15 protein-coding genes are annotated in these 16,832 nt (G+C 58.6%); 6 read left to right on the top strand and 9 right to left on the bottom strand.

What is annotated here, in order from left to right; translation table 11 throughout:
- Window positions 1–26: 26 nt before the first annotated feature.
- A complete protein-coding gene (locus tag ACZ5C3_RS04980; protein ID WP_464035731.1) occupies window positions 27–242 on the top strand; it encodes a CsbD family protein in 216 nt (71 codons plus the stop codon).
- A 112-nt stretch (window positions 243–354) separates the two neighbouring features.
- On the opposite strand, the gene ACZ5C3_RS04975 is transcribed toward ACZ5C3_RS04980, so the two are convergent.
- Window positions 355–1,521, bottom strand: a complete 1,167-nt coding sequence (locus tag ACZ5C3_RS04975) for an acyl-CoA dehydrogenase family protein (protein WP_464035729.1) — start codon at window positions 1,519–1,521, stop codon at window positions 355–357.
- A gap of 82 nt (window positions 1,522–1,603) precedes the next feature.
- Between ACZ5C3_RS04975 and tehA the strand changes: the two genes are divergently transcribed.
- Window positions 1,604–2,575, top strand: a complete 972-nt coding sequence (gene tehA, locus ACZ5C3_RS04970) for a dicarboxylate transporter/tellurite-resistance protein TehA (RefSeq protein ID WP_464035727.1) — start codon at window positions 1,604–1,606, stop codon at window positions 2,573–2,575.
- 182 nt (window positions 2,576–2,757) lie between these two features.
- Here the strand turns inward: tehA and ACZ5C3_RS04965 are convergent, their stop codons facing one another.
- Window positions 2,758–3,741 (bottom strand): AraC family transcriptional regulator, encoded by a 984-nt coding sequence (locus ACZ5C3_RS04965; RefSeq protein WP_464035725.1) that lies wholly within the window; start codon window positions 3,739–3,741, stop codon window positions 2,758–2,760.
- A 177-nt stretch (window positions 3,742–3,918) separates the two neighbouring features.
- Between ACZ5C3_RS04965 and ACZ5C3_RS04960 the strand changes: the two genes are divergently transcribed.
- Entirely contained in the window at window positions 3,919–4,689 is a 771-nt protein-coding gene (locus tag ACZ5C3_RS04960; RefSeq protein ID WP_464035723.1) for an alpha/beta fold hydrolase, read from the top strand.
- Window positions 4,690–4,766: 77 nt separating this feature from the next.
- Here the strand turns inward: ACZ5C3_RS04960 and ACZ5C3_RS04955 are convergent, their stop codons facing one another.
- From ACZ5C3_RS04955 to ACZ5C3_RS04945, 3 genes are read right to left on the bottom strand one after another with little or no spacing between them, the layout of a single operon-like run.
- On the bottom strand, window positions 4,767–5,696 hold the full coding sequence (locus ACZ5C3_RS04955; protein WP_464044568.1) for a TorF family putative porin: 930 nt from the start codon (window positions 5,694–5,696) through the stop codon (window positions 4,767–4,769).
- 34 nt (window positions 5,697–5,730) lie between these two features.
- Window positions 5,731–6,312 (bottom strand): HdeD family acid-resistance protein, encoded by a 582-nt coding sequence (locus tag ACZ5C3_RS04950; protein ID WP_464035720.1) that lies wholly within the window; start codon window positions 6,310–6,312, stop codon window positions 5,731–5,733.
- A gap of 38 nt (window positions 6,313–6,350) precedes the next feature.
- The gene (locus ACZ5C3_RS04945) at window positions 6,351–6,497 is read right to left on the bottom strand and encodes a hypothetical protein (protein ID WP_464035718.1); all 147 of its coding nucleotides are present in this window, start codon (window positions 6,495–6,497) and stop codon (window positions 6,351–6,353) included.
- A 297-nt stretch (window positions 6,498–6,794) separates the two neighbouring features.
- Between ACZ5C3_RS04945 and ACZ5C3_RS04940 the strand changes: the two genes are divergently transcribed.
- From ACZ5C3_RS04940 to ACZ5C3_RS04930, 3 genes are read left to right on the top strand one after another with little or no spacing between them, the layout of a single operon-like run.
- A complete protein-coding gene (locus ACZ5C3_RS04940; RefSeq protein ID WP_464035717.1) occupies window positions 6,795–7,298 on the top strand; it encodes a (2Fe-2S)-binding protein in 504 nt (167 codons plus the stop codon).
- Window positions 7,295–8,311, top strand: coding sequence for an FAD binding domain-containing protein (locus tag ACZ5C3_RS04935; RefSeq protein WP_464044567.1), 1,017 nt, complete (start codon window positions 7,295–7,297; stop codon window positions 8,309–8,311). Before ACZ5C3_RS04940 ends, ACZ5C3_RS04935 begins: the two co-directional genes overlap by 4 nt.
- A gap of 6 nt (window positions 8,312–8,317) precedes the next feature.
- Window positions 8,318–10,537 carry a xanthine dehydrogenase family protein molybdopterin-binding subunit gene (locus tag ACZ5C3_RS04930; protein WP_464044566.1) on the top strand — a complete coding sequence of 740 codons (2,220 nt, stop codon included), beginning with the start codon at window positions 8,318–8,320 and terminating at the stop codon, window positions 10,535–10,537.
- 32 nt (window positions 10,538–10,569) lie between these two features.
- On the opposite strand, the gene fdhF is transcribed toward ACZ5C3_RS04930, so the two are convergent.
- The 4 genes from fdhF to ACZ5C3_RS04910 form a co-directional block, all read right to left on the bottom strand.
- Window positions 10,570–13,335, bottom strand: coding sequence for a formate dehydrogenase subunit alpha (gene fdhF, locus ACZ5C3_RS04925; protein ID WP_464044565.1), 2,766 nt, complete (start codon window positions 13,333–13,335; stop codon window positions 10,570–10,572).
- Window positions 13,332–15,044, bottom strand: a complete 1,713-nt coding sequence (locus ACZ5C3_RS04920) for an NADH-ubiquinone oxidoreductase-F iron-sulfur binding region domain-containing protein (protein ID WP_464035713.1) — start codon at window positions 15,042–15,044, stop codon at window positions 13,332–13,334. The genes fdhF and ACZ5C3_RS04920 overlap by 4 nt, the downstream gene beginning before the upstream one ends.
- A 195-nt stretch (window positions 15,045–15,239) precedes the next feature.
- Window positions 15,240–15,392, bottom strand: coding sequence for a hypothetical protein (locus ACZ5C3_RS04915; RefSeq protein WP_464035711.1), 153 nt, complete (start codon window positions 15,390–15,392; stop codon window positions 15,240–15,242).
- 124 nt (window positions 15,393–15,516) lie between these two features.
- Window positions 15,517–16,770, bottom strand: coding sequence for a molybdopterin molybdotransferase MoeA (locus ACZ5C3_RS04910; RefSeq protein WP_464035709.1), 1,254 nt, complete (start codon window positions 16,768–16,770; stop codon window positions 15,517–15,519).
- Between the last annotated feature and the right edge of the window lie 62 nt (window positions 16,771–16,832).

The following is a 16,832-nucleotide window of genomic DNA, read 5'->3' as shown; positions in this document are numbered from 1 at the left end:
TGCGAGCATACGCAAAGGAGACTGTGATGGGTAGCGCAACTGACAAGATCAAAGGCAAGACGAACGAAGCTATCGGCAAGGCCAAGCAAGGCCTCGGCGAAGCGACTGGTTCTGAGAAGCTGAAGGGCGAAGGCGCCGTACAGGAGGCGAAGGGCCATGGTCAGCAGGCGGTCGGTAGTGCGAAGGATGCGGCAAAGGCCGCAATCAACCGAGCCGCTGAACTTGCGAACAAGAACCTGTGATCTTGCCACTCGGACTCGCGACGCAAAAAAGGCCGGCCTTTGCGCCGGTCTTTTCCGTTTCACCACATGTGTCGTCGCATTGTGATCGCGCACAAATATCAACGCACAAAGTTCAGTACGACTTCGGCAGCCCCAGAACTTTTTCTCCAATAAAGCTGAGAATGAGTTGCGGACTGATCGGCGCGATACGCGGGATCATCACTTCGCGCAGATAACGCTCAACGTGATATTCCTTGGCATAACCAAAGCCTCCATGGGTCATCACCGCCTGTTCGCAGGCATGGAAGCCTGCTTCGCCCGCCAGATATTTGGCGGCGTTTGCCGCGGGCCCGCACGGCAATCCCTGATCGTACTGCCACGCCGCCGACAGCGTCATTAGCCACGCGGCCTCAAGCTCCATCCAATTTTTTGCCAGCGGATGCTGGATCCCCTGGTTCTGTCCAATCGGCCGATTGAAGACGATGCGCTGCTTCGCATAAGCGGCTGCGCGTGCAAGCGCGAGCTTGCCGAGGCCAACAGCCTCCGCAGCGATCAGCACCCGCTCTGGATTCATCCCATGGAGGATGTACTCAAAGCCGCGGCCTTCCCCGCCGATGCGGTCTTCCACTGGAATCTCGAAATTCTCGATGAACAGTTCGTTGGAGTCGACCGCCTTTCGCCCCATCTTCTCGATCTCGTGCACGGCGATGCGCGTGCGATCGAAGTCCGCGTAAAACAGGCTGAGGCCATGGGTCGGACTCTTCACCTCCTCTAGCGGCGTGGTGCGCGCCAGCAGCAGAATTTTGTGCGCGACCTGCGCGGTGGAAATCCACACCTTCTGTCCGTTGACGACATACTTGTCGCCCTTGCGCACTGCGCGCGTTTTCAACTGTGTGGTGTTGAGGCCGGTGTTTGGCTCCGTCACTGCAAAGCAGGCTTTCTGCCGTCCTTCGACGATGCCCGGGAGCATACGCGCACGCTGCTCGTCAGTGCCGAACACCACAACGGGATTGAGACCGAACACGTTCATGTGGATGGCGGAAGCGCCTGACATTCCCGCACCGGACTCCGAGATCGCACGCATCATGATCGCAGCTTCAACGACGCCGAGACCCGAGCCGCCATAGGCCTCCGGAATACAGATCCCGAGCCATCCAGCCATGGCCATCGTGTCATAGAACTCATAAGGAAAGCCGCCGTCGCGATCCTTGCCGTGCCAATAGGCATCGTCGAATTGACTGCAGATTTTCAGGATCGCATCGCGAATGGATTCCTGCTGGGCGGTATGCGCGAAGTCCATTGTGGTAAATCCTCGAGGTTGCTACGAGTTTTCTAAAGCGCAACACACCATCCAGACAATCCTAAAAAAAAGCATACAATCCGTGCGTATCGATATTTCCAAATTTTCCGCCACCATGTTCGGCATGGTGCTTGGCATCGGCGGTCTCGGCAGCGGTTGGCGTGTCGCGGCTCATGTCTGGAACGCACCGGTTCTCGTCGGGGAAATATTGGCTTTGACGGCAGCTTCGATCTGGAGCGTGTGGTTCGTTCTCTATGTGCTCAAATGGCTTCACGCACCGGATGCCGCGCTCGCCGAAATCAAACATCCGATCCAGTCGTTCTTCATTGTCCTCGTGCCGATGACAACGATGATCACAAGCTGGTCGATTGCACCTTATCTGCCCAAGGTCGCATTCGTGTTGTTCATTGCAGGCATGGCCGGACAATTGGCATTCACGATCTGGGGAGTCGGTGGCCTCTGGATGGGCGGCCGCGCAGCGGAGACAACGACGCCCGTGCTCTACATGCCGACCGTCGGCGGAAGTTTCGTGAGCGCGATTGCCTGCGGCCTGTTCGGATATCCCGAGCCGGGGCTGCTGTTCTTCGGTGTCGGGTTCTTCTCCATTATCATCATGGAGTCGGTGATCCTGCATCGGCTGTTTGCCCACGGGCTACCAGTCGCGCTCCGCGCCACCATGGGTATTCATCTCGCCCCGCCCGCGGTCGCCTGTGTGGCTTATCTGACGGTGACGGACGGTCCGCCTGACCGGCTGGCGTTCATGTTGTTCGGCTATGCGCTGTTTCTGGCCATGGTGATGATCCGGTTGATTCCATGGCTAAGAGAGCAACCGTTCTCACTATCCGCGTGGGCTTACAGCTTTGGCGTCTCGGCGTTGCCGCTCGCGGCGCTCCGGTTCGTCGAACGTGGCCACACCGGAATCGTGGCAAAGCTGGCGCTGCCGATCTTTGTCATCTCCAACTGCATCATCGGCTGGTTCGTCATTCGCAGCTTGTTGGTGGCGAAGCGCTACCTGCTTTCTCCTGGTTCTCCCGCCAGCAACGTGGCCTCCTGATATCGATGAGCCATCGCGACTAAGAGAGCGCTATTAATTCGTTCTGTTCTGATCAACTCCTCGATCACCATTCTCCGTCCCCACTCATCGAAGAAGTGACCTTCATTCAGAACCAGACGATCCTCATCAAGCCGCTGCTCGAGTGCGCGCAGGTGCGACTGAGCGTCCGGATGTTCCATCATTTATCGGGAAACTGTCAGTCGACTATCACGAGGCGCCGTGCCGAACATAATTTTATAGGCACGGCTGAACGCCGCCTCGGACTCATATCCAATAGCGTGTGCAACTTCGCTTACTGGAAGATTTGATCCTCGCAGCAAATCGAACGCTATTCCCAGTCGCCAGCGATGAAGATAGCGCAAAGGTGGTTCGCCGACTGTTGCCAAAAATATCTCGGCAAATCGCGAACGCGACATTCCAGCGACCGATGCGAGCCTTTCCACCGACCAGCGCTTTGCGGGATCACGATGAATTGCAGCGACTGCTTTGCTAACCCGCGCATCGGCAAGAGCCCCAATCCAGCCCTGACGGGTCCCAAGCGATTTGGCCCAAGTCCGGATGCAGCGGATAATCAGGACATCGATCACGCGGGAAATCATGAGCGCGGCTCCCGGCTCCTGGGCCGCATGCTCAACAGGCAGGAATTGAGCGACATCACGGATGAGGACGGCGGACTGATCGGCGTCCTTTGCGATGTGAATAACTTCCGGCAGTAGCCCCAATAATGGCGAAACACCGCCTTTGTTCTCGAACTGAAAGGTGGCGCTGATGGTTTTTACCGCGATCGCGCCCACGCCATGTTTGATCACCGAGATATTTGCAGCTGCAGCGGCCTTGATCTCCAGAGGAACTTCCGTGGCGGCGTCCAGTCGGCCACCGTCGCTGAGCGTATATCGCACCGGGTGCGGCAAAACCGCGATATCGCCAGCGGCGAGTCTCAAGGGCGTTCGACCATCGATCGCAATACAGAGCTCGCCTTCCTGAACAACATGGATGCAAGCGGGGCCGCGCTCGAATTCAACGTTGAAGCCCGACCGAAATTCGGTTGTCAACACTCGCTCTCCGTTGAGCTGAACGAACCTCAGAACGTCGGAAAGAAGATCAGTGTGGGGCTGAGAATCGGACGCTGGAGCAAGAACTCCGTCGTTGGTGTCATGGGGTTTCACGAGGAATACTCTATTTGCAGCTCAAGCGAGTTCGACGGCAAGCCGTACAATACTTGAATCTGCGCTACGGGATACAATTCCCGGGACCGATTTCGTCACGGCACCTGAAAGACCCGCTATTTGCCGAAACGCCTGCCATCACCGGACCCGCGTCGGCCATCTTATCAGGAGCGATCAATGCGAAATCTTTTACTCTCAGCCGCTGCCGCCGTCATGGCCGGAACGACATTCGCCGGCACCGTCCAATCCGCTGAGCTGCCCAAGGGCGCGGCCCACAACATCGTGCTTGTGCACGGCGCATTCGTCGATCAGACGAGCTGGAAGCCGGTCGCCGACATCCTCAAGAATAAGGGCTACAACGTCACGCTGGTCGAAAATCCACTCACCTCTCTTGCAGCGGACGTCGATGCCACCAAACAGGCGCTCGCAAAGCAAGACGGCAGGACAGTCCTCGTTGGCCATTCATGGGGTGGCGTGGTCATCACGCAAGCAGGTAACGATCCCAAGGTTTCGGCGCTCGTCTATGTATCGGCGTTCGCGCCGGAGGTTGGCGAGTCTCTAGCGGCACTGGCCAAAAGCGGCCCCGCAACCGAAGGTGGCAAGGCTATTCGCCCCGACGAGAAGGGTAACCTCTACATTGACCCCAAGGTGTTTCCTTCGGCAGTTGCGGCTGACCTTCCTCCGAAGATCGCCGAATCCCTAGCAAACTCTCAGCTTCCGCTGAACCACACCGCGTTCGAGGCTCCCGTCGACACGGCAGCTTGGCACAACAAGCCGACGTTCTATGTGATCAGCACGAAGGACAAGGTACTCGCGCCTGAGGCCCAAAAGATGTTCGCAGCCAGGATCAAGGCTCAAACGACGGAGGTCGCCGGCAGTCATGCCTCTCTCGTCGTCCATGCGAAGGAAGTCGCTGAGGTCATTGAAAAGGCTGCGCTCGTGAAGTGACAATATCGCTCCCGGCGCTCGCGTGCCGGGAGCATCCGCTTGGAGGAAAAAACGCCGAGGCGGCGAGCCGCATCAACCTAGTTCAACGCGAACCAAAGCTTCGCAACGAGGGTGGCGCCGCACCAGCGCGACACAAGGCCATCGGGATTTGTGATCGGATCAATACTTCCTCCGGGCTTGGCTCGAGGATCGCCGGTATAGACGAAGCAATTCTCTGGAGAGAGATTGGCGTCGTAATAGCGCACATCGAAACGCGCATTCCCGCTACCGAATGTCACTCCCAAATTCCAGTTGAGATAGGCCGGCAACGGAAAGCCGCCGAATTCGGCTTTCTGGTTTCCGAACCAAAAGTAACCCGCGCCTCCGGTCACTGTAGCTGTTAGATTGTTTGGTAATGCATTACGCGGCATCTCAACACCGACGCCAAATGCCGCGTATTTGCTCCACGCACCGGTGTTCGAAACATTGGGCGAATAAGCGAAACCACCGGCGATGTGAAACAGATCCCCGATCTTCGTATCGGCCCGGGCGACGGCTTCCCAGTATTCGGTGCTGCTGCCGGTAATCTCTCCGGGATACGCGAAGTACGTCCAGCCTAGGTCGAAGTCGACGCTCCCCAATTTTGGACGCAAGCCGGTATTGAACGTCAGCTCCGCCGTTGGCTGGGTCGGCAGAACGACACTCGCAACCGTGGCCCCGACGTAGAATTTTTCAAACGTTGCTTCAAATGCAGCGCCCGCCGCAGGTTTATGATTTGAGAGCGTAGTGCCGCGGTAGATGTAGTCGCTCGCGAGACCTGCACGGGCGCTGAACTCGAAAGCGCCTGCGCGTTCTTCAAATGAAGCAGGAGGCGCCGGACTTCCCGTCACAGGACCGCCCCGTGCGCCAAGCTCGATCGATCCGGCAACCGTGTCAGAGGTTTGAGCACGCGCGTGAGGTGGAAACACCAATACCCCCGCTACCCAGGTGAGTAGCGCTCCAAATCGTCCTGCCCACCTGGATCGCATGCCTGAGCTTTCCCCAGTAAGCTAAAGAGAGAACTCAGGTCAGGTGCTTGTACCTTCTTAATTTGAATGCGAGTGCGATGTAGTCGACGCCAGCGATGATCGCATAGCAGCCGATCATCCAGACGACGGCCAGGGCGCCGATGCCGGGACGCGCTAGCAAGACAACGCCGAATGCGATCCCGAGCAGGCCGCTCAGGATCAACAGCCACTCGCCTTCGATCTCCTTGCGCAACTGGATCGCGCCCCAGATCTGCATCGCACCGATCACAATGGCCCAGCACGCGATCAATAGCAGCAGGATCTGTGCGGTCAGCCCCGGCCAGACAAAGGTCAGTATTCCAGCCAGCACACCTGCGATGCCGACGATCGCGAGCCACCAACGAGGCAGCAATCCGCCGCTTCGACCCGCGACAGCCGCCCACATGGCAAACAAGCCGTCAGCTAGCGCGTAGATACCCCACAACAGAATGAGGGACACCAGAGTGATGCCCGGCCAGACAAAGGCCAAAGCACCGAGGACCAACGCTGCAATCCCGCGCAGCAGCACCAGCCACCAATTTTCCGCCAGCGTATGCAGCAGAGGTGGCCCTGGCATAGGTAAGGTTGTACTGATCATCGCTTACCTCCTTTGGATTGTTCTATGCAATTTGATAGTCAGGACATCACGAGGTGAGCCTCGCGAATGCGTTGCTTTGTGTCGGCAAGACGCGCCTGCTTGTCCTGAAAGTTGTAGAGGTCTGGATTGAGAAATTCGGCCCGTAGAACCAAAAGCTGTCCCGCGAGGATCGCGTGAAACGACACGCACGATCCAATCGTCCACTTTCCACACGAACCTGTGGCGCAGAACAACCATCGCTCGTTTTCCATCGCGGGTGAGGCCGAGCAACGCTTAATTGTATTCCGAATTCGAACATCCCGCGACAACAAACTTTTGCTCTGGCGTGCCTCATGGATGGGCATGCCAAAGACCTAAGGTCTCCTCTCCCGTCCCATTCCCATACGTCTGGAACAAAACGTCGCGTTCCGCAGTTCGAACAAGGACGATTCATGCCTCATTTGACCTTTGGCCCTCTTTTCCAGCGATGAGAGTGACGCAAAATGGTGCAAGCGAACTCAACGACGCACATTCCTGCTCCCGAAAAGATCACGGTCCAACTGACCGTCAACAACGTCAGGACCGATCTCAATGTGGCGCCGTGGACAACCCTTCTCGATGCTCTACGCGAGCATCTTGACCTGACCGGCACGAAGAAGGGATGCGACCACGGCCAATGCGGCGCTTGCACCGTCCTCGTCGACGGGCGCCGGATCAACTCATGCATGGCTCTCGCCGTCATGCAGGATGGCGCGAAGGTGACAACCATCGAGGGGCTTGCGGCGAACGGAACGCTGCATCCCCTGCAACAGGCTTTCATTGATCACGATGCATTTCAGTGCGGCTACTGCACGCCCGGTCAGATCTGCTCCGCGGCCGGCCTGATGGCAGAAGGAAGAGCAAAGACGGATGACGAAATTCGAGAATACATGAGCGGCAATATTTGTCGCTGTGCCGCCTACCCCAACATCGTCGCAGCAATCCAACAGGCGATGGGTGCATCATGATGAACTTCACCTATGCACGCGCCACCGACGTCGCTGACGCTGTCCGACAAATAGCGGCTGATTCCACCGCGAAATTCATCGCAGGCGGGACCAACCTGATCGACTTGATGAAAGAAGATGTCGAGCGGCCGACGCGCCTGATCGACATCTCACGCCTGCCGCTCAGAACGGTTGAGGAAACACAGGACGGCGGCGTGCGTATCGGTGCACTGGTGCCGAACTCAGACTTGGCATGGCACCCCCTGATCGAACAACGCTACCCGATGCTATCAAGCGCCATCCTTGCGGGCGCTTCGCAACAACTACGAAACATGGCGTCCACAGGCGGCAATCTCCTGCAGCGAACGCGTTGCGCGTACTTCTATGACACCGCCACACCTTGCAATAAGCGAGAGCCCGGTACTGGCTGCTCGGCCATTGACGGGTTCAACCGGATGCATGCCATTTTCGGGACAAGCGAGGCATGCATCGCGGCGCACCCCTCTGACATGTGCGTGGCACTCGCCGCGCTTGAGGCCAAGGTTCATGTTTCCGGCCCTGCGGGTGAACGCGTCATCCCATTTGCGGATTTTCATCGGCTGCCCGGTGACCAACCGCAGATCGACACCAATTTGCAGCCGAACGAAATCATCACGGCCATCGAACTTCCTGCCAAGGGATTCGCTTCGAACTACACGTATCTGAAGATTCGCGATCGCCTGTCTTATGCCTTTGCGCTCGTTTCGGTCGCAGCCGCGATCGAATTCGATGGCAACCGGATCAAGGATGCGCGCCTCGCACTGGGCAGTGTCGCCCACAAGCCATGGCGGGATACCGAGGTCGAGGCATCGCTGCGGGGCCAGACTGCCACTCAGGAAGTCTTTATGCATGCCGCCGACGTGCTGCTTCGTAACGCCAAAGGGTTTAATCACAATACATTCAAGATCAATCTCGCACGGCGCACCATCGTTCGCGCTTTCGCACAGGCCGCGCTCGGCACGCCACAATCGCAAACAGACAAAACTATACGGTGAAACGCCATGTCTCCCTACATCGGTGTCGCGACGTCTCGCGTGGATGGCCATGCCAAGGTCACCGGAGCAGCAAAATATGCAGGTGAATTCAAAGCCGCCGATATGGCCTATGGCAGCGTCATAACGTCCACGATCGCAAAAGGCCGAATCGCAAAGATCGATATCAGCAGGGCAATTGAAGTCGAAGGCGTTCTGGCCGTTCTGACTCACAAGAACCGTCCTCCCCTCGCAGACAACGACAAGGCATACGCCGACGACGTCGCCCCAAGCGGCTCACCATTCCGTCCGCTTTACAACGACAGGATCTTGTTCAGCGGGCAACCTATTGCGCTGGTTTTGGCGGAGGAATGGGAAATTGCCCGCTTCGCGGCATCACTGGTCGATATCGAATACGAAGAAGAAGCACACGTTACCGATCTGCTTCATGAACTCGACCACACATTCGCCTTGGCCGAAGATACCTTCGCGCTAAGCCCATCGAAGCCTCGTGGCGATGTGCAGGAAGCTCTTGCGGCCTCGGATGTTCGGCACGAGGGCGAATATTACATCGGCATCGAACACCACAATCCGATGGAGCTGTACGCATCCACGGCCGTCTGGGAAGGAGACGGCAAGCTCACGGTCTACGACAAGACCCAAGGCGTTCAGAACGTTCAGCGCTATGTCTGCGGCGTGTTCGGCATGAAATCGGCCGATTTGCGCGTGGTGTCTCCGTTCGTCGGCGGCGCGTTCGGCTCCGGATTGCGTCCGCAATATCAGGTGGTCCTGACTGTTCTGGCGGCTCGCGCTTTACAGCGTTCAGTACGCCTCGTGCTAACGCGTCAACAGATGTACGCGCTGTGCTATCGAGCCGGCACAATCCAGCGGGTGTCGCTAGGCGCGAAAGCTGACGGCTCTCTTCAAGCCATTGCGCACGATGCCATCGCGATCACGTCGCAATATGAAGAGTTTGCGCGCAAAGACACCATCTGGTCGGGCGCGCTCTACAAGTGTCCAAATACAAAATACAGCCACAGTCTCGCGAGACTGGATCTTCCGACACCCTCGGACATGCGCGCGCCGGGCGCCGCAACGGGCGTCTACGCCCTCGAATGCGCGATGGATGAACTTGCCGTCGCGCTCAAGATGGACCCTCTCGAGCTTCGCTTGCGAAACTACTCGGATCGCGACCAGAATGAGGATCTTCCTTTTTCCAGCAAGGAGCTCCGCGAATGCTATCGCCAGGGCGCTGAAGCCTTCGGCTGGAGCGAGAGAAAGCCGGAACCGCGCTCCATGCGCGATGGCGGCCAACTTGTTGGTTGGGGAATGGCCTCTGGTGTCTGGGAAGCGCTGCAGATGAAGACTGCAGCCCGCATCGTCTTGACGGCCAATGGGCATGCGGAAGTGTCCTGCGCGACATCGGACATCGGCACCGGCACCTATACGATCATGGCGCAGGTGGCAGCCGAAACGCTCGGCCTGCCGATCGAAAATGTGACCATCAAACTCGGCGACTCGACCCTGCCGCAATCTCCCGTTGAAGGCGGCTCGTGGATGGCAGCCTCGGTCTCGCACGCCATCGCAAACGCTGCCGGTGAGATTCGTAAAGAGCTGCTGAAGCTGGCCAAAAAGGCCCCTGACTCGGCACTCACCCGCGCCAAACTTGAGGATGTTACGTTCGCAGACGGCATGATCACTGCCAAAGGGGACGCGGGCCGCAGCATCTCCATCACGGACGTCATGCGGCACAGCGGGGTCGATCGCATCGAGAAAGAGAAGTCGACCGACTTCAAGGACAACAACGATTACGCAAAGAATGTCCACTCCGCTATTTTTGCGGAGGTCAAAGTCGACGAACTGCTCGGCGTCGTTCGCGTGACCCGCATTGTCAATGCCGTCGCGGCCGGCCGTATCCTGAATCCAAAAACAGCCCGCAGTCAGATGATCGGTGGCATCGTGTGGGGGATCGGCATGGCCCTGCACGAAGAGACGCTGGTGGATCACAAATTTGGCCGCGTGATGAACGCCAACATCGCCGAGTATCATGTCCCGGTGAACGCCGACGTCCACGACATCGAAGTGATCTTCGTCAACGAGCGGGACGACATCATCAACCCGCTCGGCATCAAGGGTTTGGGCGAGATTGGAATTGTCGGCGTTGCGGCAGCGATCGCGAACGCGATCTACCATGCGACAGGCAGGCGCGTTCGCGACCTGCCGATCACGCTGGACAAAATTGTGGATTGAACGATTGGAACTAGTGTCCCGAAACCGCGGCCTTACTCGGCCGCGGTCCGCAATTCGATTTTTTCCGCCCTGACCGCACAGAACTTGAACTCTGGAATCTTCCCGAACGGATCAAGCGCGGGGTTGGTCAGCAGATTCGCTGCCGCCTCGGCGTAGCAGAACGGCATGAAGATCATGTTCTCCGGCACGTCACGGTCGGAGCGGACCTTTACCTCCACCGCACCGCGGCGGGTTTCCATGCGGATGAAATCGCCCGGCCAGACATTCATGCGCCGCATGTCCTTCGGCGACATGAACGCCACGGCTTCCGGCTCGATGTTGTCGAGAACTTCCGAGCGGCGGGTCATGGAGCCGGTGTGCCAGTGCTCAAGCACGCGGCCCGTGGACAGCACCATGGGATATTCGGCATCCGGGATTTCATCCGGCGACGTGACGCGCGCCGGCACGATCTTGCCGCGACCACTTTCGGTCGGGAAGCCCGTGGTGAAGATGATTTCATTGCCGGGCTTTTGCGGATCATCTACCGGATACGTCACCGCGCCTTCGCGCTCCAGCCGCTCCCAGGTGATGTTCTTCAGCGACGGCATGACCTTCGTCATTTCATCGAACACATCGGCTGGACCGCTGTAATTCCAGTCCAGTCCCATACGCTTGGCGATTTCCTGGATGATCCACAAATCCTGCCGCGCATCGCCCGGCGGCTTGATGACCTGACGCGCAAGCTGCACGCGGCGATCAGTGTTGGTGAACGACCCGACCTTCTCTGCGAAGGCTGACGCCGGCAAGATGACGTCAGCGTGGAACGCCGTCTCGGTAACGAACAGATCCTGCACCACAAGATGATCCAGCATCGCCAGCGCTTCGCGAGCATGCTGGAGGTCAGGATCGGACATCGCTGGGTTTTCACCCTCGATATACATGCCCGTGATTTGGCCGGCGTGGATTGCGTTCATGATCTCCACCACCGTGAGACCCCGCACAGGATCGATGTCCTGGTGCCAGAGATGCTCAAACGGCTCGCGCAGATCGGTGCGTCCGACCGGCTGATAATCCGGCAGGAACATCGGAATGAGGCCGGCATCTGATGCGCCTTGCACGTTGTTCTGTCCGCGCAGCGGATGCAGACCTGTCCCCGGTCGGCCGACCTGTCCGGTGATGAGTGCCAGCGCGATCAGGCAACGCGCGTTGTCGGTACCGTGGACATGCTGACTGATGCCCATCCCCCAGAAGATGATCGAGGACTTTGCGGTCGCATACATCCGCGCGACCTCGCGCAGCGTGTCCGCAGGAACGCCGCAGATCGCTTCCATCTTCTCCGGCGGGAAGTCCTTGATCTTCTCCTTGAGATCATCGAAGCCTTCGGTGTAGCCGGCGATGTATTGATCGTCAGTTAGCCCCTCGGTGATGATGGTGTGGAGCATCGCATTCAGCATCGCGACGTCCGAGCCCGGCTTGAACTGCAGATGCTTATGGGCGTGCCGCGACAGCGATTGCCGCCGCGGATCCATCACGATCAGCTTGGCGCCGCGCTTGGTGGCGTTTTTGATGAATGTCGCCGCAACGGGATGATTGACCGTCGGATTGGCGCCGATGACGATAATCACCTCAGCATCGGCCGCTGCCGCGAACGGCGCAGACACTGCGCCTGAGTTCAGGCCTTCCATCAGTGCTGCCACCGAGGACGCGTGGCAAAGCCGCGTGCAGTGATCGACGTTGTTGGAGCCGAAGCCGGTGCGCACCAGCTTCTGGAACAGATAGGCTTCCTCGTTCGAACCCTTCGCCGAGCCAAAGCCAGCGAGCGCCTTGACGCCCTTCTCATCCCGGATCTTCACGAGACCCTTGGCGGCGATATCGAGCGCCTCTTCCCATGACGCTTCGCGGAAATGCGTGAACGGGTTGGCTGGATCGACCTGATCCATCGAACTCTTCTTCGCATTCGGCAGCCGAACCAGCGGCTTGGTGATGCGATGCGGATGATGGATGTAGTCGAAACCGAAGCGTCCCTTCACACAGAGACGATTATGGTTGGCAGGACCGTCACGGCCCTCGGCATAGACGATCTCTTCGTCCTTGACCTGATAGGTGACCTGACAGCCGACACCGCAGAACGGACAGAGCGAGTCCACCTTCTTGTCCGGATAAACCGACCGTGTCTGGTTTTCATCGAGCAATGCGGAGGGCATCAGTGCGCCGGTTGGGCAGGCCTGAACGCATTCGCCGCAGGCGACGCACGTCGATTCGCCCATCGGATCGTCAAAGTCGAACACAATCTTGGCGTCATGGTTGCGATAGGCCATGCCGATGACGTCGTTGACCTGAACTTCGCGGCATGCGCGCACGCAAAGCCCGCACTGGATGCAGGCATCGAGATTGACGCTCATGGCCGGATGACTGGTGTCGCTCGCCCAGCGCTCCTCTGTCGGGAAGCGGCTTTCCGTCACTTCAACCTTGTCGGCCCAGTTCCAGAATTTTGAATCCGGATCATGTGACGTCTCGCGCGCCGGTTGGTCGGCGACCAGCAGCTCCATCACCATCTTGCGCGCGGAAACCGCACGCGTGCTTCCGGACTTCACCTTCATGCCGACCGTCGGCGTGCGCTTACAGGAGGCCGCCAGAACGCGCTCTCCCTCGATTTCGACCATGCAGGCGCGGCAGTTGCCGTCGGCGCGATAGTCTGGTTCCGGCGAATAGCACAGATGCGGAATCTCGGTTCCCTGGCGCTTCGCCACCTGCCAGATGGATTCACCCGGCGCCGCTTCGACCATCTTCCCGTCGAGCTCGAACTGAATCTTGGTCATTCCGCAGCTTCCTTAGGTGAGAATTCCTCAGGGAAATATTTAATCACGGTCGTCAGTGGATTCGAGGCCGCCTGACCAAGACCGCAGATCGACGCGTCGCGCATAGCCTGGCTCAATTCGTCGAGCAGATCGCGGTCCCAGACGCGCCGTTCCATCAATGTTGCTGCTTTTTGCGTACCGACACGGCACGGCGTGCACTGGCCGCAACTCTCGTCTTCGAAGAAGCGCATCAGGTTCAATGCAGCGTCCTTCACCTCATCCTTGTCAGAGAGGATGACGACGGCGGCGGAACCGATAAAGCAGCCGTATTTTTCGAGCGTCCCGAAATCGAGCGGAATATCGTCCATTGACGCCGGGAGAATGCCGCCCGATGCCCCGCCGGGCAGATAGGCATGGAATGTGTGACCATCCGCCATCCCACCGCAGAATTCATCGATCAGTTCGCGCACGGTGATCCCGGCAGGCGCAAGCTTCACGCCCGGATTTTTCACGCGGCCCGAGACCGAGAAACTGCGCAGCCCCTGCCGCTCATGGCGACCGTTGGATTTCCACCAATCCGCGCCCTTCTCGACGATGTCGCGCACCCAGAACAATGTCTCGATATTGTTGATGAGTGTCGGCAGGCCGAACAGGCCGACCTGGAACGGATAAGGCGGCTTGTGGCGCGGCAGTCCACGTTTGCCCTCGATGCTCTCCAGCAACGCAGATTCCTCACCGCAGATATAGGCACCGGCGCCACGGCGCATGTGAAGCTTTGGACCGCCTTTCGGCAGCTTTGCAATTTCACGCTCGAGGATTTCGCGCGATGCCGGATATTCATCGCGCAGATAAATGTACACCTCGGGCGCCTCGACGATGTGTGCGCCGATCAGCATGCCCTCGATAAAACGATGAGGATCAGTCTCAAGGTAGAAGCGATCCTTAAAGGTGCCGGGTTCACCTTCGTCACCGTTGATGGCCATCAGGCGCGGTCCCGGCTCACCGAGCACGGCGCGCCATTTACGACCAGTCGGGAACCCTGCGCCGCCAAGACCACGGAGCGAAGCATGATCAAGCGCTTTGAGCAGGTCCTCCCGAGAGGTCGCGCCAGAACGGAGCTTGTTCAGCAGCGCATAGCCGCCCTTGGCGACATACTCGTCGTATTCGACGTATTTCGGGAGATGCGTATGCGTGTCGCCCCCCTTCGCGGCTGCGAGAACGTTCTCGACCGTGGCGTGGTCGATGAAGTTATGGCCAACTTCGGCGGCAGGCGCCGTATCGCAGCGCCCGACGCAAGGCGCGCGGACGACACGTACTCCCGGGCCCGCCTTGTTCTGCAGTTCGTGCAGCAGCTGCTCCGCGCCCAGCATCGCGCAGGTGAGCGAATCGCAAACGCGAATCGTCAGCGGCGCGATATTCGGTGCCCCTTCCTTCACCACATCGAAATGGGCGTAAAAGGTCGCAACCTCAAAGACTTCCGAGAAGGCCAGTTTCATCTCGTCAGCCAGCGCCGCGAGGTGAGCCGCCGAAATTTGACGGTATTTGTCCTGAACGAGGTGGAGATACTCGATGAGCATGTCGCGGCGACGCGACTTGCCCTCGAGCAGAAGGGCAACCTCTTCGCTCGCCTTCGGGTCAATCTGGCGCCCCTTCGGGGTCGCCTTGGCCCGGCGCTTACCCTCGCCCGGGTGCTCGAAAGGATGAACCTGCTGCGGACCGCCATCGCTCATTAGAACTGCTCCATTTCGGGCAGACGATAGTGTCTGGTATACATTGTGCAAGACGCTTTTTAAGCGACGTCCACATCATCATGTCCGCCGGAACAACATTATCATATTGAACTAAAGAAGGAATTTTAGATTTTCGGCGTAGCAGCGCATAGCGCCTTGGAACATTTCGGCACGAAAAATCACTCCTGCCGGGCTCTATTTGGTCTTGTTATCCGTCCGCTCCGGACCTTTTTCGTGCGGATCCAGATCCTGCTGGTCAGGTTGCGGGGATGGCTTGGGACCATCCTTCGAGCCGCCGTGTTTGCCACCCTGATCCTGTGGGCCGGGCAGATCGTTTTCTTTCGGCATTGCGCGTCTCCCACGAACTCCCGTAAAGATCAACGACAGGCAAGGTCGCGCGGTTCCCGGGCCTTAGACATCATTGATGTCCATCTTCAGTGAATTGAGCTTGAGAAAGAAGCGCGCGTCTTCGCTACGTCAGGCTCGCGTAGCTGAGGAAATTCACGACATCGCCCGGCTGAACCTGAGTGACGTCTTCGGGGAGCTCAACGAAGCCGTCCGTCTCCACTAGCGACGACAACAGACCTGCGCCTTCACGCGGGAACTTAGTGGCCTCCAATACGCCGTCGCTGGCGCGACGAACACTCACCCGGACATATTCGCGGCGGGATATTTTTTTCTTGTACGCGAAGGACGCCCGCATCAGGTTCGGGATCGGACGATCCTGCGACGCGCCCAGCAGCGCAAGCACGGTCGGACGCACGACATAAGTGAACGTCACGAAGCTCGCGACCGGATTCCCCGGCAATCCGATAAACGGCGTGCCTTCAATCACACCCATTGCAACGGGACGTCCAGGCTTGATGGCGATACGCCAGAGCACCAAAGAACCAACACTCTCGACCGCAGCCTTGACGTGATCCTCTTCACCGGTCGAAACACCGCCGGAGGTCAGGATCAGATCATGACCACCCGAAGCCTTGCGCAACGACTGCGCCAGTGACGCGCGATCATCCGGCAGAATACCCAGATCGCTCACCTCACAGCCGAGACGGCCCAACATCGCAATGAGCATGTAACGATTGGAATCGAACAATTGCGATGGCACGCGCTCTGCGCCGGGCGTAACCAGTTCATTGCCGGTCGAAAACACCGCGACGCGAATTCGTCTTCGAACATTAATCTGCGTCAGCCCAAGCGCTGCAATGAGTGCGACATCCTGTGGCCGCAAGCGCGTTCCCGATGACAAAACCGATGCACCCGCGGAAATATCTTCTCCAGTCAGCCGTACATTGGCACCAGCTTTGAGGCCTGCAGGAAGCAAGACCCGCCCGTCCTCGACTGTGACGTCTTCCTGCATGAAGACAGTATCTGCGCCCTCCGGCATCGGTGCGCCCGTGAAGATACGAACGGCTTGGCCGGGCTTGATCGGATATTCGGCAATGCTGCCAGCCGCGATGCGCCCGACAACCGGAAACGGCTGCTTGCCCGCAAGCGAAAGATCTTCGCTGCGAACCGCGTAGCCGTCGACAGCGGAATTAATAAAGGGCGGCAGCGGCATTGATGCCACGACGGCTTCAGCAAGAACGCGACCGTCTGCACGGGCCAGTGAAACGGCTTCGATCTCCTGAACAGCCTGAACCCGCGATGCGATCATTGCGACAGCTTCGTCGACCGACATCATCGGACCACCGAAGGCAAAACAATCGTCGGTAAGCTGCGCCATCAAAGTCCGATCATGCTTGCCGGAATATCCGGCGATACACCGCAATATGCATCTTACTCACA

This window comes from Afipia dichlorophenoxyacetatis, from assembly GCF_055386385.1.
Note: the sequence above shows the minus strand (reverse complement) of the source record. Positions and strands in the feature narration are given on the sequence as shown.